This window comes from SAR202 cluster bacterium (genome assembly GCA_016872285.1).
GTDB lineage: Bacteria > Chloroflexota > Dehalococcoidia > Lucifugimonadales.
On the sequence record VGZZ01000005.1, the window covers coordinates 58,210 to 78,284 of the forward strand.

Annotated in this window: 17 protein-coding genes; 7 read left to right on the forward strand and 10 right to left on the reverse strand. The window is 59.1% G+C overall.

Annotation, left to right across the window (positions count from 1 at the left end; translation table 11 throughout):
- The first annotated feature begins 58 nt into the window (after positions 1-58).
- From FJ320_02980 to lipB, 3 genes are all read left to right on the forward strand, one after another.
- On the forward strand, positions 59-1,042 hold the full coding sequence (locus tag FJ320_02980) for an alpha-ketoacid dehydrogenase subunit beta (protein ID MBM3924940.1): 984 nt from the start codon (positions 59-61) through the stop codon (positions 1,040-1,042).
- A gap of 6 nt (positions 1,043-1,048) precedes the next feature.
- On the forward strand, positions 1,049-2,374 hold the full coding sequence (locus tag FJ320_02985; GenBank protein MBM3924941.1) for a 2-oxo acid dehydrogenase subunit E2: 1,326 nt from the start codon (positions 1,049-1,051) through the stop codon (positions 2,372-2,374).
- Positions 2,375-2,659: 285 nt separating this feature from the next.
- Positions 2,660-3,352, forward strand: coding sequence for a lipoyl(octanoyl) transferase LipB (lipB, locus tag FJ320_02990; GenBank protein ID MBM3924942.1), 693 nt, complete (start codon positions 2,660-2,662; stop codon positions 3,350-3,352).
- Between the two features lie 299 nt (positions 3,353-3,651).
- Here the strand turns inward: lipB and FJ320_02995 are convergent, their stop codons facing one another.
- Positions 3,652-4,023 (reverse strand): hypothetical protein, encoded by a 372-nt coding sequence (locus tag FJ320_02995; GenBank protein ID MBM3924943.1) that lies wholly within the window; start codon positions 4,021-4,023, stop codon positions 3,652-3,654.
- Between the two features lie 420 nt (positions 4,024-4,443).
- Positions 4,444-5,730 carry a hypothetical protein gene (locus FJ320_03000; protein ID MBM3924944.1) on the reverse strand — a complete coding sequence of 429 codons (1,287 nt, stop codon included), beginning with the start codon at positions 5,728-5,730 and terminating at the stop codon, positions 4,444-4,446.
- 366 nt (positions 5,731-6,096) lie between these two features.
- Here FJ320_03000 and FJ320_03005 point away from each other — a divergent pair, with 366 nt between their 5' ends.
- Complete coding sequence (locus tag FJ320_03005) at positions 6,097-6,936, forward strand: aldo/keto reductase (GenBank protein MBM3924945.1); 840 nt, start codon at positions 6,097-6,099, stop codon at positions 6,934-6,936.
- 213 nt (positions 6,937-7,149) lie between these two features.
- Positions 7,150-7,968, forward strand: coding sequence for an aldo/keto reductase (locus FJ320_03010; protein MBM3924946.1), 819 nt, complete (start codon positions 7,150-7,152; stop codon positions 7,966-7,968).
- A 327-nt stretch (positions 7,969-8,295) separates the two neighbouring features.
- Here the strand turns inward: FJ320_03010 and FJ320_03015 are convergent, their stop codons facing one another.
- The 8 genes from FJ320_03015 to FJ320_03050 all read right to left on the reverse strand — a co-directional run bounded on the left by FJ320_03015 (position 8,296) and on the right by FJ320_03050 (position 16,857).
- Positions 8,296-8,616, reverse strand: coding sequence for an NIPSNAP family protein (locus FJ320_03015; protein ID MBM3924947.1), 321 nt, complete (start codon positions 8,614-8,616; stop codon positions 8,296-8,298).
- 436 nt (positions 8,617-9,052) lie between these two features.
- Positions 9,053-9,871 (reverse strand): glycerophosphodiester phosphodiesterase, encoded by an 819-nt coding sequence (locus FJ320_03020; GenBank protein MBM3924948.1) that lies wholly within the window; start codon positions 9,869-9,871, stop codon positions 9,053-9,055.
- Between the two features lie 87 nt (positions 9,872-9,958).
- On the reverse strand, positions 9,959-10,708 hold the full coding sequence (locus FJ320_03025; protein ID MBM3924949.1) for an inositol phosphorylceramide synthase: 750 nt from the start codon (positions 10,706-10,708) through the stop codon (positions 9,959-9,961).
- Between the two features lie 257 nt (positions 10,709-10,965).
- On the reverse strand, positions 10,966-12,195 hold the full coding sequence (locus FJ320_03030) for a radical SAM protein (protein ID MBM3924950.1): 1,230 nt from the start codon (positions 12,193-12,195) through the stop codon (positions 10,966-10,968).
- 207 nt (positions 12,196-12,402) lie between these two features.
- Entirely contained in the window at positions 12,403-13,896 is a 1,494-nt protein-coding gene (locus FJ320_03035) for a DUF3999 domain-containing protein (protein MBM3924951.1), read from the reverse strand.
- Positions 13,883-15,805: a DUF2339 domain-containing protein gene (locus FJ320_03040; protein ID MBM3924952.1), complete on the reverse strand. Its 1,923-nt coding sequence runs from the start codon at positions 15,803-15,805 to the stop codon at positions 13,883-13,885. The genes FJ320_03035 and FJ320_03040 overlap by 14 nt, the downstream gene beginning before the upstream one ends.
- Before the next feature lie 13 nt (positions 15,806-15,818).
- Positions 15,819-16,403 carry a zinc ribbon domain-containing protein gene (locus FJ320_03045; protein ID MBM3924953.1) on the reverse strand — a complete coding sequence of 195 codons (585 nt, stop codon included), beginning with the start codon at positions 16,401-16,403 and terminating at the stop codon, positions 15,819-15,821.
- A gap of 199 nt (positions 16,404-16,602) precedes the next feature.
- Positions 16,603-16,857 carry a hypothetical protein gene (locus FJ320_03050; GenBank protein MBM3924954.1) on the reverse strand — a complete coding sequence of 85 codons (255 nt, stop codon included), beginning with the start codon at positions 16,855-16,857 and terminating at the stop codon, positions 16,603-16,605.
- Between the two features lie 313 nt (positions 16,858-17,170).
- On the opposite strand from FJ320_03050, the gene FJ320_03055 reads away from it, so the two are divergent.
- Both FJ320_03055 and FJ320_03060 read left to right on the forward strand, forming a co-directional pair.
- On the forward strand, positions 17,171-18,325 hold the full coding sequence (locus tag FJ320_03055) for an amidohydrolase (GenBank protein MBM3924955.1): 1,155 nt from the start codon (positions 17,171-17,173) through the stop codon (positions 18,323-18,325).
- A gap of 447 nt (positions 18,326-18,772) precedes the next feature.
- The gene (locus FJ320_03060; GenBank protein MBM3924956.1) at positions 18,773-19,900 is read left to right on the forward strand and encodes an amidohydrolase; all 1,128 of its coding nucleotides are present in this window, start codon (positions 18,773-18,775) and stop codon (positions 19,898-19,900) included.
- The last annotated feature ends 175 nt before the right edge of the window (positions 19,901-20,075 follow it).

The following is a 20,075-nucleotide window of genomic DNA, read 5'->3' on the forward strand; positions in this document are numbered from 1 at the left end:
TTCCCTACTCTCCGATTCAGTCTCAAAAAACTAGCGTAAGACTCTAAAGGGAGCTTCTATGGCCGCAAAATCTGTCATCGAAGCCATCCGTGAAGCCATGCTGGAGGAGATGCGCGCCGACTCCCGCGTTATGGTCCTGGGCGAGGACGTCGGCAAGCGCGGCGGCGTCTTCCTCGCCACCCAGGGCTTCATCGAAGAGTTCGGCGAAGCCCGCGTCATCGATACCCCCCTCGCCGAGGCCTCCATCGCCGGCATCTCCGTCGGCCTCGCCTTCAAGGGCCTCCGCCCCATCGCAGAAATCCAATTCTCCGACTTCTGGTGGCCCGCCTGTAACCAGATCATCGGCGAGGCCTCCCGCGCCCACTACGGCAGCAACGGCGCCCTCAGCGTCCCCATGGTCGTCCGCATCCCCTACGGCGGCGGCGTCCTCGGCGGTCTCTACCACTCCCAGAGCATCGAAGGCTATCTCTACAACACCCCCGGCCTCAAGGTCATCACCCCTGCTACCCCCTACGACGCCAAGGGCCTCCTCAAAGCCTCTATTCGAGATAACAACCCTGTCATCTTCCTCGAGCACAAAAAGACCTACCGCGCCGTCCGTGGCGAAGTCCCCGACGGCGACTACATCATCCCCATCGGCGTCGCCGACGTTAAGCGGCAGGGTTCCGACATCAGCCTCTTCTCCTATGGCCTCACCATGCATTACAGCCTGGAAGCCGCCGCCCGGCTGGAAAAAGAGGGCGTCAGCGTGGAGGTCGTCGACCTCCGTACCCTGCGGCCCCTGGACAAGGACACCATCCTCGCCTCCGCCAGGAAGACCGGCAAGGTCCTTATCGCCCACGAGGCCAACGTCATCGGCGGAGTCGGCGCTGAAGTCGCCGCCATCATCGCCGCCGACGCCTTCGAGTATCTCGACGCGCCTATCCATCGCATCGGCGGCCCCGACGCCCCGGGCATGGCCTTCGCTCCTACCCTCGAAAGCGCCTACATGCTCAACCCCGACAAGATTTCCGCCGCCCTCCGCGAGTTGGCGGCCTACTAGCAGGCTATGGCTAAAATCCTCATCGAGCTTCCCCAGGTGGGCGAGTCCGTCGTCGAAGGCGTTATCGACAAGTGGCTGAAAAAGCCCGGCGATAAGGTCTCCAAGTTCGACCCCCTCGTTGAAGTCGTCACCGACAAGGTCAATATGGAGGTCCCTTCTCCCTACGACGGCGTCATCACCCGCATCCTCGCCCAGGAAGGCGCCACCATCCCCATGGGCGCCCCCATCGCCGAGCTTGAGACCTCTGACCCTGCCGCCCTCCAGGCCCAGCCGTCCTCCCACAGCGCGCCCGCCACGGTTCCCACGGCGCCCTCTACCCCCAACACCATCGGCACGCTAGTCGAAGACAGCCTTGGCGTCGGCCCTACCGGCGGCGGCGCAGGCCCCAACGGCCAGCCCTCTGAGACCCCGGCTGGCGCCTCCGTCGCCACCGAAGAACGCTTCTACTCCCCCATCGTCATGAAACTTGCCAAAGAACACGCCATAGACCTCGCTCAGGTCAAGGGCACCGGCATGGCAGGCCGCGTGACCAAGAAAGACGTCCTCGAATACGTTGAGTCCCGCCCCAAAGCCGGCGTCGCGGCCCCGGCCCGGACTCCCACACCAGCCCCCTCAACCCCCACCCGTCCCAGCGCCGACGAGGAAGAAGTCGCTGTCTCCCCCATCCGGCGCACCATCGCCCAGCACATGGCCCGCAGCGCCGCCGAAATCCCCCACGCATGGGCCATGATCGAAGCCGATGTTACAGAACTCGTGAAGCGCCGTCAGGCTGTTCGAGAGGACTTCAAGCGCCGCGAAGGCGTGGACCTCACCGCCCTCCCCTTCGTCATCAAAGCCGTAGTCGAGTCCCTCAAAGAGCATCCCCTCCTTAACTCCACCTGGCGCGACGGCAAAATTATCCTCAAGAAGCGCATCAACATAGGCGTCGCCGCCGCCGCGCCCGAAGGCCTCGTCGTGCCCGTCATCCACGACGCCGACGCCATGAGCGTCGCCCGCCTCAACAAGGCCGTCCGCGACCTGGCCGACCGCGCCCGCCAGAACAAGCTGACCCTCGCCGACGTTCAGGGCGGCACCTTCAGCGTCAACAACACCGGCGCCATCGGCACCATCATCAGCCGGCCCATCATCAACCACCCCCAGGCCGCTATCCTCACCACCGAGACCATCCAGAAACGTCCCGTCGTCATCAACGACGCCATCACCATCCGCTCCATGATGAACCTCTGCCTCTCCTTCGACCACCGCATCCTAGACGGCGCAGAGGTCGGCACCTTCCTCCAGTCCGTCAAACGCAAGCTGGAACGCATGGGCGCAGACACCCCCCTCCACTAATCAGCGATCGCCGTCTATCCCCTCTGTATGCCTGACTCATACTTGTGGATTGGCTTATGAAAAACGCGAACCTTTTGAACCGACGGGTTCGGGCTATCCCCTCAGGTTCTCCCTCTTCTCCTATTACAAAGGAGAAGAGGGAGTTAGACGCCGTCCTGAGCCTGGCCGAAGGAGGGGGTTGTGGTTCCTCTTTTTCTCTTCCCCTTCTTCCAGCAGGAAGAAGGGGCCAGGGGATGAAGGTATCCCGCTTAAGAACAAGGTTAGCTTCTCTTACAAGGTACTGATATGGATCTCTGCCACGTCGCCCACCTCGGCCTAATCGAATACCACCATGCCTGGGACCTCCAAAAACACCTCGTAGACCAGGTCTCCCGCGCCCAGCGGCCCAACACCCTCCTCCTCCTCCAACACCCCCACGTCTACACCCTTGGCCGACGAGGCCAGCGACAGGACATCCTCTTAGATGAAGCGCGCCTCCAAACCCTCGGCGTCCAGGTCGTCGAGTCCGACCGCGGCGGCCAGGTCACCTACCACGGCCCCGGCCAGCTCGTCGCCTACCCCATCGTCAACCTGCGAGACTGGGGCGGCCCCCTTAAATACGTCCGCACCCTTGAGCAGGTCATGATCAGCACCCTCGCCGACTACGGCCTCCAGGCCACCCTCATCCCAGGCCTCACCGGCGTCTGGGTCAAAGACGCCAAAATCGGCGCCATCGGCGTCAAAATCAGCCGGGGCGTCGCCCACCACGGCCTCGCCCTCAACGTCTCCCCCGACCTCTCCTACTTCCAGCACATTATCCCCTGCGGCATTACCGATAAAAGTGTTGCCTCCATGCAGGCCCTTCTAGGCAAACCCGTCTCCCTGGAAGACGTAGCCTACACCCTTCAGTTCCACTTCGGCCGCCTCATGTCCCTCCGCATGCTGGAAATCGACCCAATAAAAGAAGGACTTCAACCACAAAGCGCCAGCCGTTCATGATGGCAGGAATAAGTAGTCAAATAGCGGCAGTACTACAACAAGTGGTTTTTGGTCCCCCTGTCTGGTACCCCCTCTTCTCCTATTGCAAAGGAGAAGAGGGGGATAGGGGGTGATGAGGTGCTCTTATTTTTCTTTCCCTCTTCTCCCGTAGTCGGGAGAAGAGGGACTAAGGGTGATGAGGGCGCCTCGATTAAGAACGAGAATAGCTATTTAAAAATCTCGCTTAGACTCTACCCCTTCCTCACCACATACTCCACCCTAGTCTCCGGGGTCGCCACGGCGACCGATCCGTAAAGCGGTCAACGCCGCTGATACGTGTCCACTAAGTCCTTCGCCTGCGTCTTGTCCACCCCCACCAACTCAAACATCATGCGCACCCGGTCGTATATCGAATGCACCTCGTGTACCTTCTCCGTGTCGCGAGTCGCGTCCAGCGACACCGACACCCCGGACAGCGGGTACTCCTTCTCCCTCGACAGCCGTTGCAGCATCAGCACCGCGCAGGCCGTCAGCCCAGAAAAGAACGCCTCCCCCGCCGTAATCGCCTCGTTGGGCCCGCCCACATAGTCCACGTCATCGACCACGAAATGGTTCGTCCGCGCGCTGGTCACACACCTCCCCTTTATCCCCGTGCTCGCCGAACTCACCGTAAGCGTATGAAAATTAGCCATAATACTCCATCCTTTACATTCGCATGAAGGTATTCTTGAAAGTCCTACAACAACACTTTCTACCTACCTAAAGCCCTTTCTGGTCCTCTCTTCACTTGAACGCCTGATGCCAGTGGAGAATTGTGGCTTAGCTAAGGACTGAGCGCCACCAAGAAAATTCCTTCCCCCTTGATGGGGGAAGGCGCAGGTTGAGGGTGAAGCCCTAGCACTACGCTCCGTCCGCCAGGCTCTGCCACACCTTACACTGGCCTCGCTCCTTCCTCTTCACATTTTGTACCAGAAAACTAGCGCCAGCCACCTTGAGGCCTGTCCCGAGTATCCCCCGAGGGAGGGAAAGGCTAGGTTAGGGGGGTCGGGGTCTTGGCGCTGTGTGCGCTCACATCTCGGACAACCCTTAGGCAGTAAAGTCGTCCTCCGTAACTATACTAACCGAGGAATCACCTCACCCAAAAAGTACCCCAGGCCCGCCGATATCGCGCCAATCGTCATAATCTCTAACCCCTGCAAAAGCGGCTTCCGCTGCACCAGCCGCCCCTTCGCCATCCCCAGTACAAATAACGAACCCAGCGCCAGCGCCACCGATATGCCGATGGCCCTCCATCCCTCCTCGAAGAAGTACGGCATAATCGGTATGATGGCGCCGATGATAAACGCCGCCCCCATGGTCAACGCGTCCTTTAAAGGGTTCGACGCCAGATCCGGGTCGATGCCCAACTCCTTCTCCACCAGTGTCCTCAGCCATAGCTCCTTATCCGACGCGATATGCTCCGCCATTTCCCGCGCCTCGTGATAGTTCATGCCCTGCTGGTGGTACAGGAACACCAGCTCTGCCATCTCCTCCGCCGGGTTCTCCTCCAGCTCCTTGGCCTCTTTCTCAATCTCCGCCGTGAACACATCCCGCTCTGCCTTCGTCCCCAAATACGTCCCCGTCGCCATCGACACCATGCCCGCCAGCGCCCCCGCCAGCCCCGCGATGACCACCGTCGTCGTGTCGCTGGCGGCCACCGCCGCCCCCACTGCGGTTACCAGCGCCACCGTGCTCATCAGCCCGTCCTGCGCCCCGAACACCACCTCCCGAATCCGCCCGAAAGCCGCCACCCGCCACCGCTCCCTCTCCACCTCCCGCACCGCCTCCGGAAACTCGGACTGGGCCTCGGCCACGTGAATGTCGTCGTGCTTCTTCTCCTGCGGCGCGACCGCTGTCGCGGTCTCGGTCTTGGGTATATCCAATTCAGCAACATCCGCGTCGGAAATATCAGGGAGCCGAGGCGGCGCCAGCCGTGCCTTATCCTCTTGCTTCCCGTTGAGCTTGCCCTCCATTACGCTAATGGCCTTCAGGAACGACTCTAAGTGGTGCCGCTCCCGGTCCATCGCCATCGTGAACGCTCGTGCCGCGTCCCGACGCCCCTCGTCCAGCGCGTCCCGTATCATTCGAGGGTACCGGCTGTTTATCTCCTTAGCCTCGCCCTGTGTTACCTCTTTCAGGTTCTCCAACGTGGAGCGCACCGCGCCGGCAGTCTTCAAATGATTGACGCCGTGGATGTTCTCCGCCCCCGCCGTCTCTTGAAAAATCTGCGCAATCTCCGGATGCCCCTCCTCCATGGCCTTGGCCGCGTAGGCGTTGTACTTCAGCATCGCCATGGCCTCGCCGATAATGGCGTTCCAGAGGTTCTTGTCCGTTCTCGACATCGTCTCTAATTCAGCCATGCGCCACCTCAAAAACAATCACCATTGGATTCAATAAATACTTTACCACACCACGCTTCATCAGCTTTACTCGAAGACTCTCAGCGAGAAGGTGTTCTAGGTTTGCCACATCAGGTTCCCCTTCTTCTCCTATTGCAAAGTGCTCCGCTACCTTTAAGCATATATCGACGAGTCCGATGTAATCGGACCTGTCCCGAGTACCCCCCGAGGGAAAGGGGCCAGGGGATGGTATCCAGATTTAAAACAAGGTTGCCTTTTCAGCTAAAGGATCATGAGTTCCACACCATCCCCCAGCTTTCGTCTATAATACGCCCCAACGAACACACGCGGCGCAACCCGCCCCAAACCATCAATTGAGGAGCAACAATGGCCACTAAACAAAAAACCGGCAAAATGCGACAGCGCAGCCTCCGAAACCTGAAAGTCAGCTCCATCGGCATGGGCAGCGCCCAGACCTACGACGTCTATAAGGACGAGGACATCGCCGTCCGACGCCAGATCATGGACGCCTGCATCGACGAGGGCGTCACCCTCATCGACACCTCCCCCATGTACGGTCGCGCCGAGGAGGTCATCGGCAAGGTCATCGAAGGCCGCCGCGACAAGTTCCAGCTCGCCACCAAGGTCTGGGCCGCCGGCAAGGAGACTGGCCGCGCCCAAATCGCCCGCTCCTTCGAGTTGATGAAGACCGACCACATTGAGCTTATCCAGATTCATAACCTCGTCGACTGGGAAACCCACCTTCCCTATCTCGAAAAGCTCAAGTCCGAAGGCAAAATCGACCTCATCGGCATCACCTACGGCTACCCCGACATGCTGCCCGAAATGATGCGTATCATGAAAACCAAGCGCGTCGATACCATCCAGGTCTCCTACAACCTCAAGGATCGCGCCGTCGAAAAAGAGGTCATCCCCCTGGCCGCCGATCTGGGCATGGGCGTCCTGGTCATGCGGCCCACCGGCAAAGGCTCCCTCGCCACCGGCCTCAAGCGCCAGCCCGACATCGGCCCCCTGGCCGAGTTCGGCATCCAGACCTGGGGCCAGGCCGCCCTCGCCTGGCTTCTCGCAGACCCACGCATCGGCGTCCCCATTCCCGCCACCACCAAACCCTCCCGCATCGCTGAAAACGCCCTCCCAGGCAAAATCGCCCCCCTCCCCAAAGAGATGCGCGACTACATAGAAAAGGAAACCGCCCGCTGCTCCTAAATTTACACGTCCCTTTCTTCTTGGGCAGCTGATGCCAGTATAGGCTTGAGACGGAAAAAGGAATTGATGAGGACCAAGGAAATTCCTTCTCCCCTTGTGGGAGAAGGCGAAGGATGAGGGGTAAGCCCTAGAGGCACGATACTTTATCAGTGCCGCCTGCCACGCTGCGTTTATCCCCTCCTCTGCTTAGGGTCCTTGCCAGGGAGATTAATCATGAACACCCGCAAACTCGCCACCCTCCAAGTCCCAGTCATCGGCATGGGCAGTGCTACCACCTTCGACGTCGAAGACCCAGAAGGCTACGCCGCCCGACGCCAGATCATGGACAACTGCCTATCCGTCGGCTCCAACTTCATCGACACCTCGCCCATGTACGGCCGCGCCGAAAAAGCCCTCGGCGTCGCTATGAAAGGCAAGACTGGCGACTTTATCCTCGCCACCAAAGTCTGGTGCTGCGGCAAAGACACCGGCAAAGGCCAGATAGCCCGCTCCTTCAAGCTTTTGGGAACCGACCACATCCATGTTCTTCAAATCCACAACATGATCGATTGGAAGACCCACCTTCCCTACCTGGAATATCTGCGAGAAGCCCGCATGATAGACCTCATCGGCGTCTCCTTCACCCTGCCCCCCGGCTTCCCCCTCATGATGGAAATCATGAAGACGGGACGAATCCAGACTATCCAAATCTCCTACAACGTACTGGAGCGCGAGGCCGAAAAACAGATGCTCCCCCTCGCCCAGGAGCTAGGCATCGGCATCATCGTCATGCGGCCCCTGGCCTCCGGCAGGCTGGCCAAGAATGTGTCGAAGCCCCCCGATGTCTCACCCCTCCGCGACTTCGGCATCGAGACCTGGCCGCAAGCCCTCCTCGCCTGGGTCCTCGCCGACCCCCGGGTCAGCGTCCTCATCCCCTCCACCACCAGGCCCGAGCGCATCCTGGAAAACGCCAAAGCTGGCTCCCTTCCTACCCTCCCCAAAGACCTCCGCGACTACATCTCCAAAGAAGCCCAGCGCGTCTACGAGACCTAATGTGAATTCAAGAAGTGTTAGATATTCTGAAAAGAATACACCTAACAAGTTGAGGCATATCGAGTGTCTCTTCTGGCCCTCCCTCTTCTCCTATTGCAAAGGAGAAGAGGAAATTAGACGCCGTCCTGAGCCTGGCCGAAGGAGGTTGATGAGGTGATCCTTATTATTTCTTCCCCTTCCAGCAGGCTGTACTCAGTCCCGATGCAGTCGGGAAAGGGGACAAAGGGGATGGTATCCCGAGTGAGAAGAGATTTGCTTTACAAGACTTCTTTCCAATCAAATTAAAAGGGCGCCCTGATTTTTCGGGGTGCCCTTTTAATCGTTCAGCTACTTCGGCTCAGGCCCAAAGTCCGACGACTTCATTATCTGGTCCCGCGCATGCTCAATCAGCGGCTGTACCCTCGGCAGATACTCCTTCGACCACCTCGGGTCCGCCTCCACCGCTGCCTTCGCCTTCTCGAAATGCGCCAGGCTCTCATACGCCCATATGTGTATCACCTGTGTAATCGGGCCGATAATCGTGTAATACCAGCCCGCCAGCTTGATGCCGTGCTTCTGACGCAGCGGCAGCGCAATCTCACGCACCGCCGCCATATAGTCTTGCAGCTTGCCCATCCTCAAATCGTAAGTCCGTACGTCGTAAATCATCGCGGCTCCTCGGCGTTGTTATGAAAAGTCCAGTCGAAGCTACCAGCGACGATACGTGCTGTCAAGCCGAAAGTCCCGCCGGTTCTCTTTGCCTGCGGGTGTTACGAAGTAGCCAAGGTTTGGGTTGTCCTGCCTATCTGATCCTCCCCCCTTGAACACATGACACACATTAAGACCTAGATTTTAGAAACAGCCCCTAGAACAGATGGGGCCGGGGCGTCTCATCGGGTACCCCTTCTTCTCCTATTGCATAGGAGAAGAAGGGGTTAGAGCCTGCCCTGAGCTTGTCGAAGGGGGATGATGAGGTGGTCTATTTTTCTCTTCCCCTTCCAGCAGGCTGTACTCAGTCCCGATGCAGTCGGGAAAGGGGCCAGGGGATAATATCCCGATTATGACTAGGTATGTATTGTGCATCGCACGTCTTGAGGAGAAAAAATTAGTGAGAGCGGTCGGGGCGTAACGGGGCGGGAGTCGCCGCCCCATCCCTCCACCTTAACGCCGCGCTCACGCTGTCCGTCACCACCCCATCGATCCCCGGATTCGGCCAGCCCTTGCTTTCATGCATATCCTGGTCCCACGCCAGCGCCAGCTTCCCGTGACGATGGAAATGCGCCAGCATCCTTGGCGTCATCGTCCTGTGGTCCGGGTTCATCCACTGCGCCTTCGCCAGCGGGCTTAGCCATCGATGGCTTATCGGGTACGGATGGTGCGCGCTCCATATGTAGCCTCTTGGTATTCGCGGCTCCAATTTGCGCATCGCGAACAGCGCCATCGGATTAAAGCTGGCGACCAGCGTGCTATCCATCCGGTCGTGCCGCTTTATTACCGACGCCACCCGGCTCGCCAGGGCCATCACACCCCATCCTCTCACCTTCAACTCCACGTCCAGCAGGAACCCTTTAGGCATCTCCTCTAGGACCTCCTCCAACGTCGGCACCCTGGCCCCGTTGAACCTTGCGTCATACCACGACCCCGCATCCAGCTCCTTCAACTGCGCCAGCGTCAGCCTGCCCACAGGCCCCCTCCCGCTGGTGGTGCGGTCCACGTGCCGGTCGTGCATCACCACCACGTGCCCATCCATGCTCAGCCGCACGTCCAGTTCGACGCCGTCCGCCCCCTTCTCCGCTGCCGCCCTGAACGCCTCCAGCGTGTTCTCCGGCGCCGACTCGACGTCTCCTCTGTGAGCAATGACCAGCGGCCTCGACAGCACGCCTAGCTTCAAAGGCCAACCTGAAATCTTCTCACTGCTTTTCATGAAAGAGCCTGAAGATATCTTAGTGCGCCAAACTAGGCGCAGGCAAATGAAGAGCGGCTGGCGCGGCCTATTTAGCTCGGCGCGCCCTTACGGCGTCGATACGCGGCGCTTGCGCTGTTTTCTAAACTGCGGCAGAGGGAAATTCCAATGCAGCCGCAGCTTTGACGGTATAAGCCTCTGGTACAAACGCCGCCGGAAGATAGTCTCGTAGAGAATGTACGTGACCAGCATGGTCACCGCACCCATCACGGCGTCCAGAATGTAGTGGTTGCCTGTGATGGTAATCGCGAAAAGAGTCATAGTCGGGTACAGCACGCCTAGGATCTTGAAGTACCACGCCTTTTCGGTAAAGAAGATGAACCCAAAAATCGTTGTCCAGGCAAAGTGCAAGCTCGGCATAGACGCGTAGGCGTTGTAGTAGGACCGCATCTCCCGGCTGCCATACCAGCTTGGCCCGTATTCGCTGATGGTGTCAATGAACCCAAAGCCCGGCATGTACCTGGGCGGCGATAGGGGGTATAGCACAAATACCGTCAGCGCCACCGCAAAACTCAGCAGTATCACGCTGCGATAGTAAAAATACTTCTCCCTGTTCATCAGGTAATAAAGAAAGGCCGCCGTAAGGACAATCGGGAAAAAGGTGACTATGTAAATCCAGTTAAAAAGCGTGGTCAGCCACGGCCCCACCCTCAACGCCCAGTCCTGCCACGCGGGCTCCCAGAGAAAACCCAGGTCCTTTTCAAAGTCGATAAGTTTGAGAGCGTTGGCCGTGGCTACATGCTCTACGTCCGGTATCACATACCGGCGGATTATCATATAGACAAAATAAGCGCCCACTATTAAGACTAATTCCCTGATGTGGGCCACCCACCCGTCTCGCGCAATGAGTCGTTTTAGAAAGTTTGACGCCAATTTAACCCTAATCGTTTGTAACTAACTGCCTCTCCCCATGATAACAACTTATTGTAATACTTGGAGCGGGTCAAGAGAGCAGTGTTGAAGTTTATGAGCGGTCGAATATGACTTGCGGCAGATTAGGCGCAATAGATACTTTTCCTTTGCCGCAGCTAGTCGAAAATAACCAAGGCCTGGACTTACATTCGCCTTAGGGCTTCTTGGACGCCGCTTCCGCCGGCATGTCCCCGCTCAGCGCGGGCTTCGCCGGCGTCCCGCCCTTCCCCCCCCGTCCTCACCGCCGCCAGATGCCTCTGCCCCGCCTTGCTCTCTAAGTACACATTGCACGTTGTGCATCCCACGTGTACCGACGTGCTATTTTTGCCCTTGAATAGATCACGAGCCGTCACGTACTGCTGGTTGTTCCAGATCTCCTTTATGCTCCTGTCCGTCACGTTGCCAAAATCGTCCTTGGCGTCCGTCAGGTAGCAGCACGGCGCGTAGCCCCCGTCCCAGTTCACCACGCCGCTGCGCCACAACCGCCAGCACCGCGCCCCGTTCTCGCCGTAAGGTTTGTCAAAGGGCGACCCACCGTCCACCGTCTGCCGCGACGACGGCAGCCACCGGCGCGCTACCTCCGTGTCGCTCTCGCCGTGCGGGAAGTCCACCTTCTTGAAGATAATGCTGTTAAATCCCAGTTTCTTGGACATGGCGCGGGCTTCTTCTATCTGGTGCTCGTTCTGCTTCATTACGATGAACTGCCACTCCATATGCGGCGTCTCGAAGCCCAGCTCTCGCTTCTTCTGCGCCAGCAGCCGCACGTTGTCCTGCACCCGATTCAAGTGTCCGCCGACCCTGTACTTCTCATACACCTCTTGCGTGGTCCCGTCCATCGAAACTATAAGTACGTCCAGGCCCGCCTTGATTATCGACTCCGCCATCTCAGGCGTCAGTGGCTTGTTTAGATTAGAGCTGATAATCGTGGCGATGTTGGCCTTGTTGGCGTAGGCCACAAACCGGTCGATCTGTTTGTTCAGGAAAGGCTCGCCCCAGCTATACAGCGTCAGCCAGATGCAGTAGTCCTTGATCTCGTCGATGACCTTGGTGAAAGTCTCATAGCGCATAACACCTTTCTGGCGGTTCACCGTGCCCAACCCCGTGTGGCACAGCGGGCACTTAAGCTGGCAGATGTTGGTGGTGTCTATCTCCCACTCGTAAGGGTAGCCCCACACCTTGGAGCGGCCTAGCCTGAGCTGCGCCTCCACCCTCCAGAAATTGAGGAACTTCCTCCATCCCCAGTGCTTTAGCGCGACTTCCACTCTCTGCGTAGCCCGGCCCTTGGCCACAGAGCTAATAGCTGTATTGTTTACCTGGAAGGTCCTCTCCATGGCCCTTATCGTGTTTACTAAGACCGATGCTCGTAGGGACACTCGTCATCTCCCGAATTCAAGCTATCCTGAATGGCTTGGGCCATTAAGGCAGCCGAATGTGTTCTTCAAAGAATGCTGGGCGACTCGCGCCTAAAAATTCTTAAAAAAGACCCGGACACGATATCTCCTTGAGATTATACATCAAAGCGCGGCAAATGAAGGCTGGTTGACAAAGTCCCTTTTGCTAAGCGGCCTACCATTTTGCGACTAGGCGCTGGCCTGCGCCCTCCTGGCCTGCCTCAGCACCATCGCCAGGAACGCCCCCAGCCCCAGGGCTGCCAGCGCCACCACCAGCGGCAGCAGCCACGGGTAACGCTCGCTGAAAGGCTCCGTTGGCTTCGCCTCAAAGTCTGTGTTCACCACCTCCGCGCCCAGACCGCCCTCACGCAGGTTCTCGGTCACCAGATACGGGAACAACTGCTCTATATCGTAGGACGGCGCTGAGGCCGCGGGGTTGCCATAGTGCAGCGCGTAGCTGTCCCCGGACTTGGCCTGGAATATCAGCCGTCTCTCGAACCCCAGCGCCTTTACCCCCGTCACCTCCAACGGCGCGTTATCCCGATTCAGCACCGTCACCCTTAGATAGCGGTCCGTGGTCTCCGGATAGTCCACCCCCAGCCCCTGCTGTTTTAATAGCGGCGTGTCGTAGGAGAAAATCGCCCCGCCGCTGAGTATCTCCGTCCACTCCCTGGCGTCCCCGCTCGTCTCTATCCTGACCTCTCGAAAGAAATTTACGTTCGGCGTAGACACTTCCACGCGGCTGGACGGCAGCCCGGCCCTCCCTAGGTCCACCACCAGCCTGGACGCCTTCTGCCCAGCGTCCTCCGCCCTGGAAGTAATCGATGACGCGTACTCTCGATATGCTGGGTTAATCGCCTGCAGCAGGAACGCCGACACCCCCCGTATCTCCAGCGGCGGCTGGCCGTTGTTCTGAATGGTGACTCGTATATATCTCGCCGAGCTCACCGGATAGGTCACGCGAGTGCTTCTCGCCGCCTCCGGCTGACCCTCGACGCTGACATCGTATATCTGCGCCCCCGCCTGTAAGACCGACCATTGGCTCAGGTCGTCGCTGCCCTCCACTCGCACCGCCCTCTGAAAGTTCCTCGACGCCGTCAGTATCTCCACCTCGCTGTGCAGCGCCCCGCTCCCACCCGTCCGCACCACAAACGACGTGTCCCCATTAGGCGATATCCCCAGGTCCTGCACCGCCGCCGACACCGACTGCCGTCTCCGCTCCCCCCGCTCCACCAGGAGCTTGTATGGCGTCTCGATGCCGTTGGTAGTCTCTATAATTCTCAGGTCCGCCAGCCCCGTCACCGATTTTGTATACACATCAATGTCCGGCCTCACCTGCACAAACTCATCCACAGTGACGCCAGGCTGCAGGCTAATCGGCTTCGAATACTCCCACTCCCTAGACGTAAAGTCCGACGACGCCACCCCCGCCAGGCCCACCGCCAGCAGGCCCACCAGCCCTACCACAAAGAAAAGTTTTCTAAACGCCCTCACCCCTGGGGACTGGGGCTTTCCCCCCTGGTTCCCCCTCTTCTCCCTCGAAGGAGAAGAGGGGGCTAGGGGGTGATAAGGTGTCTTAATTCCTCTTCCCCTTCCAGCAGGAAGGGGATAAAGGGGATGGTATCCCGCACATGACAAGGCTTCTCTTCCGTGTAGCGTATGGCTCTCTTTAACTTGTCCCAAAGAAAAACCCCTTTATCGCGCTCCTGTACCTCTGATACAGGAAGCCAATGATTAGCAGCAGAAAGCCCAGCGTAATAAACGCCGCCACCCTATAACCTGAATCCAGCAGGAACGAATCGAATAGGAACAGCTTCAGCACTACCACCGCCATCAGCGCCAGCCCCGCCAGCCGCGCTTCCCTGGACTTAGAAAGCGCTCCTGCCAGCAACACCAGGCCCGCGTATAGGAACCACAAAATCGTCAGCGTAAGCTGGATAGCGTTATCAATGTCAAAATCAAAGACTCGACTATTGAAGTATCTGATAACCTCGGCGCTGATAATCCACAGCGTGAAAAAGTTCGCCAGCCCCAGCAGCCCGCCCAGAATGTACGGCCGGTACTCCTCTTCCCACCACTCCGACTGCCCCCGGTTCCGCCAGTATCCCGCCGCCGACGCGTAATATCCCGCCACCGCCAGCGCAAAGGTCATCACACGCTCGTTAAACACCAGAGTGAACGGCCCCCCCGGCGCGTCCGTATCGAAGAAAATCAGCCGGAACGCCACCACCGGCGCCACCGCCAGCCCAAAGACTCTCACGTGCCAGCTTCGCACCGCAAACCCAGTCCACACCAGCACCGCCATCTCCGCGGCCCAGGCAATGGTTATCCATTCTCCCGTCAGCTCCAGGGGTATCGCGATGGTTATAAACACCGTCGCGATACCCAACCCGGTAACCGTCATCTCCGACGACATCCCCCGACGCCACAAGAGGGTGTACGATAGCAGCCCGTATAGCAGCGCCATGCTCAACGACATCAGCGGCAGCCAGTCCTCATATCTGTCCGACAGCAGCGCCGCGTTGATGCCAAAGTAGGCCGCCGCGTTGGCCGCCATCAGCAGCAGATCATAGTATCGAGGGGTCACCCGCCATACCACGTGGTACAGCGTCGTCGCCAGCACAAACACCCCGAAAATCATCGCCAGCCCCGTCTGCTCCATCGCCAAGTCCACGCCGGCTGTGTCCTGCACCCAGAACCCGAACAGTGCGTACGAGCCTACCGCAGCCACAATGACCAGCCATCGCCAGTTCTTATATGTGGACAGGGCTAGCACACCCAAATCCAGGACTAATATGTAAAGCAGCAATAGCTGTGCGTCCGGCAGATCCCGTTCCAGTATCAGCGGCGTGAACAGCCCTCCCAGCACCGCCAGCACCGCCAGCCCCAGCGACGAATGCCTCAGCGACAGCACGCCGCTGGTAATGGTAATAAGCACCAATATCCCCAGCGACGGCAGCGTCCCCATCAGTTCGTGTATCCCAAACGCCGCGTAAATGGATAGGTATAAAATCGCGATGCCCGTTCCCATCACCGCCTGCGCCCATACTGCGTACCGCCGCTGCCAGTATTCCCCCGCCGCCATCAGCGCCAGCCCGCCCGCAATGCCCAGCGTCACCTGCCCCGTCGGTCCTATCCAGTCGTTATTTATCGCCAGCGCCAGGAAAAATCCCGCCCCCATAATCAGCGCCAGCCCGCCAATCCTGGCAAACCAGTTCCCCGGCAGCTTCTCCCAGTCGAACTGCCCCAGGAAGGCGAACGGGTCGAACGGCTCCGAAGGCGGCGCCCCCGTCCCTGCCGTCCCTCCGCCGGCCGGCGGGGAGGCGGTAACCACTGGCGTCGATGCCTCTGTCTCCGCCGCTGGCCGCACCACCCCCATCACCGCGTCCCGCAGCGCCGCCACCTCCTGCCTCAACTGCGACACCTCCTGCCGTATCGACGACCAGTCCTCGGCTCTAGCCTGCTCCCCTTCACCCGCTGCCGCGGAAGGCGCCTTCTCCGCCTCCAGCGCCCTCCCGCAGTGTATGCAAAACCTATTTTCTGGCTGGTTCTCGCCGCCGCATATTAAGCATCTGACTGTGTCTTGGGCCATCCTGCCTCCGTTCTTATGCCGAGGCTGGCCGGCCTTGCCGGCTCCTGTAACCCTTCCGCGCCAGATACACTACTCCCCACACCGTTAGAAAAGCCACTATTTCACCTATGGTAGCCAGAAGAAAAAAGAAGAGGCCTATCCCGAAACTTAGTATCAATGGCCGGTTCCCCCACAGAAAACCTCCGCCCCCGTGTACCGCCAAAAAGAATATTACGCCTATGGCCCCATTAATCCCCAGAGACACTATCGCCGCCGACAATCTCCACAACGGGTGTAATCTCTGCTCCACTCCCGGCAGGCGTCCTCCCAGTCCCATCCATAAAAGGCTCCCCAGCCACGCCATCGCGCCCATTCCCAACAACACATACACGCCCGCGCCAAAAGACCGGCCCGTGACGGCATCTACTATCCCCCCTACTACCCCCCCCCCCACTAGCCCGGCCAGCCACGCCAGCCAGAAACGGTACCCCCAGTGCAGTCCCTTCCGCCCCCCTGTCGAATACGCCTCTGGAAGTGCCGTCCCGCAGTTGGCGCAAAACCTCGCCCCGGACGGGTTGCCCTGCCCGCATTGAGCACACCTCAGTTCCTTTTGGACCACCCTGCCTCCACAAAAAACCTTCTCCTCAGTCTACCCATATATATAACAAGACGGCTAGAGGTCTAATTCCGTTCCAACAGCCTTCCAAGTTTCCCCAGGCGATAGACTGGTTATTAATCCTTTGGACCTAACAAATACAAAAAGAGAGACGATGGCGGCCGGGCAATCGTCTCTCTTTTCAAACTCACGAGTGGTGTGGTTATGGGCCAGCGCAGAATTCGTCAATAATGTCATGCAATTCTTGCACCGTAAAGCCAAGGTCCTTTGCAACGTTTGCGAAACCGCGCTCTTTGCTCGCGCCGCCCGCGCCCTGCGCAACCCATGCCGTGGTCTGACCCTTGCAGTTGAGGTCACCCGGGGTTCCTATCTCTTTCTCCTTAGCCAGCGCGGTACCTGAGAAAGCGGCAACCATTAACGCAACTACAGCCAATGCCAGTACTAGTCTTCTCTTCATTGCTCCCTCCACAACACAAGGTTTTAAGGATTTGACCTTACGCTCCTGCGACCGGCCTGACGGGCTTCGGCCCAGGCCATCCTATGCATATCCCTGCGGACTAGAAACAGATAAATTGAGTAATTGAATAAGTTAATAGACTAGGTCTCCTCGCCTAATTATTCGGAAATGCTTTGCTGGTGATTCAGATGAGTCCACCCAGTCGCAGAGCTCCGCCCTTCACATCCTTCCGACAACACCGCGCTCAAGTTGACTCACTTTTCCAGCAGTGCAATAATTCAGAAAAATTAGTCTGTAACAAGGAGTCGCGCCAATGTATAAAGGCCTCAAAGTAATCGATGCCGACGCCCATATGCAGGAACCGCCTGACGTATGGGACAAGTACGTCGAGCCCAAGTTCTACGACCGACGCCCTATCGTCAAGGAAGTCGAATACCGCCTCTTCTTCAAGTACGAGGCCGGCGAGCTTTATCCCCAGGCCCTCGGCGGCAAGGACCAAATGGGCCGCCTCCGCCCCAAGGAAATCCTCGCCCGGCAGCCCATAAAGTACGGCGAGGCCTATGAAGAGTATTGGAGCGCCGAAAGCCGCCTCCGCGACATGCAGAAGTTCGGCTGGGACAAAATGGTCCTCATCCCCGGCACCGGCGCCCAGCCTATCAAGCTGGAAAACAAGGACCCGGAGCTTATGTTCGCCCTGGCCCGCGCCTACCACAACTGGTGCCACGACTTCTGCGCCGCCGACCGCTCCCGCCTCAAGATGGTGGCCCAGATACCCTCCTACGGCATCGATGACATGATTAAGGAGATGCGACGCGCCGTCACTGACCTGGGCGCCGTCACCGTCATGGCCTTCAAGCCCCAGGAAGGTAAGTTCTGGCACGACCCCTACTACGATGTCTTCTGGAACACCGCCGAAGAACTGGACGTCCCCGTGGCCTTCCACGGCGTCCAGAGCTCCAGCCCCCACACCGGCAAGCGGTACCAGGGCGTCCCCGGCACCCTCATCGCCCTGGAGCACGCCATCGGCTTCCCCTTTGAAAACATGATCTCCCTGGGCCACATGATCTACACCGGCATCCTGGAAAAGCACCCTGACCTCCGCATCGCCATGCTGGAAGGCAACGCCGGCTGGGTCCCCTTCTGGATGGGCCGCCTTGACGACCACATGCACGGTCGGCAGGCCGTCTTCATCACCCAGGACCAGAACCCCATGTCCATGAAGCCCAGCGAGTACTTCAAGCGGCAAGTCTGGGTGGCCTGCGACGGCGACGAGTTCGCCATCCCCGCCGTGGTCAGCCTCATGGGCGCCGACAATCTCCTCTGGAACACCGACTACCCCCACCCCGACGCCCCAGACCCCGACAAGGCCCTCCCCGAGTTCATGGAGCAGCCCATCTCCATGGACGCCAAGAAAAAAGTCCTCTGGGACAGCCCCGTCCGCCTCTTTGGCCAGCGCATCGTAAACTAAGCAACAGAAAAAGAGGCCCTCCGAATATTCGGAGGGCCTCTTGGTTTATGCAGAAGCCGCCGTGAGCAGATATTAGGAGGTTAATCTCAATCAGTCAGAGGCGGTTTGGACACGATGCATCACTTATAGTCTCTTTCTCATGACCGCTTGTACTTGCCAACATTTGAGGCGTATAAAGTCCTGATGGACTCCCAGAAATTCCTTCTCCCCTGATGGGAGAAGGTGCAGGATGAGGGTGAAACCCTAGGACTACAATCCTTATATCAATGCCACCTACCACCAGCGTGGGAAGGGCGGACCTCCCCTCAGGTCCCTTCCCCCCTTGAGTGGCAAGGCAGAGCCTGTCCTGAGTATGCCGAAGGAATGGGGGGTCAGGGATGGGACAGAGGCAGTGTCCTGGAGAACGACAGGATGGTAATCTAAGCAAACTTTGGTGTGGAGGGAACTATGAAGAAGGATTACAGGGTCATAGACGGCGACGGCCACATGCAAGAACCCACCGACATCTGGGACAAATACGTCGAAAAAGCCTACCACGACAAGCGCCCCCTGGTCTCCGGCCACGTTATGCGCTATCTCTTCAGCTACGCCCCCTGCCCCTCCTTCCCCGAAGGCCGCGGCCTCCCACGCCCCGACAGCGTCTTTGCCGACTGCCCCGACCGTTTCGGCAAGGCCTGGGACTCCTGGTGGTCCCTCCCTGCCCGCATCGACGCCATGAAGCAGGAAAAGGTGGACATCCAGGTCGGCTTCCCCACCAACGGCGGCGCCGCCCTCTCCTCCCATCTCACCGACGCGCCCCTCCAGGCCGCCCTCTGCCGCGCCTACAACAACTGGGCCACCGACTACTGCCGCGATTCCAAGGGCAAAGTCCAGTACATTGCCCTGGTCTCCATGCTCGATATCAACGAAGCCATCAAAGAGGCAAAGCGCGCCTCGGCCATACCCGCCGCCACCGCCATCAACATGCCCGACCCCGGCGGCTCCCGCGTCTGGTCCGACGCCCAGTTCGATCCCCTCTGGTCCGCCCTGGAAGAGCTGGACCTGGCCGCCTCATTCCACGGCGGCGGCTCCCAGCAGCACTTCTTCAAGGACCTGACCAAGACCCCAGGCCTCGCCTCCGTCAGCCACGCCCTCGCCTTCCCCCTCGACGACATGCTGGCCATGGGTACCCTCATCTTCGGCGGCGTCCTGGAGCGCCACCCCAACCTGCGATGCTCCTTCCTGGAAGCCAACGCCGGATGGCTTCCCTGGTGGTTGGGCCGAATGGACGACCACGCCGTTGGCCGACAGGGCAGGTTCCAGTACGGCAAAGGCGTCGACATGAAGCCCAGCGATTACTTCCGCCGTCAGTGCTTCGTCGCTTGCGACGCCGACGAGGAAACCCTGGAAATTGCCACCGAGCGCGCCGCCGACAACCTCATCTTCAACACCGACTGGCCCCACCCCGACGCCCCCGTCCCCGGCGCCGTCAACAAGTTCCTGTCACGCCCCATCCCCGACGCCACCAAAAAGAAAATCCTGTGGGACAACTCCGTCAAACTCTACGGCAACCGCGTCACCGCCGCCGCCAAGTAACCACGCTGTAGCATCCAGAAACCAAAGGGGTCTGTCTGTAAACGGGCCCCTTTTTAGTAGGACGCAGGGTGGTTATTTTGTCATTCTTGTATCTTAAAAAAGGTCTAAACTGTTCTCCAAGCACAGCGATGCCGGCGGGGCAGGCCGTTTCATTCTCGGTCTCATTAGACCGTCG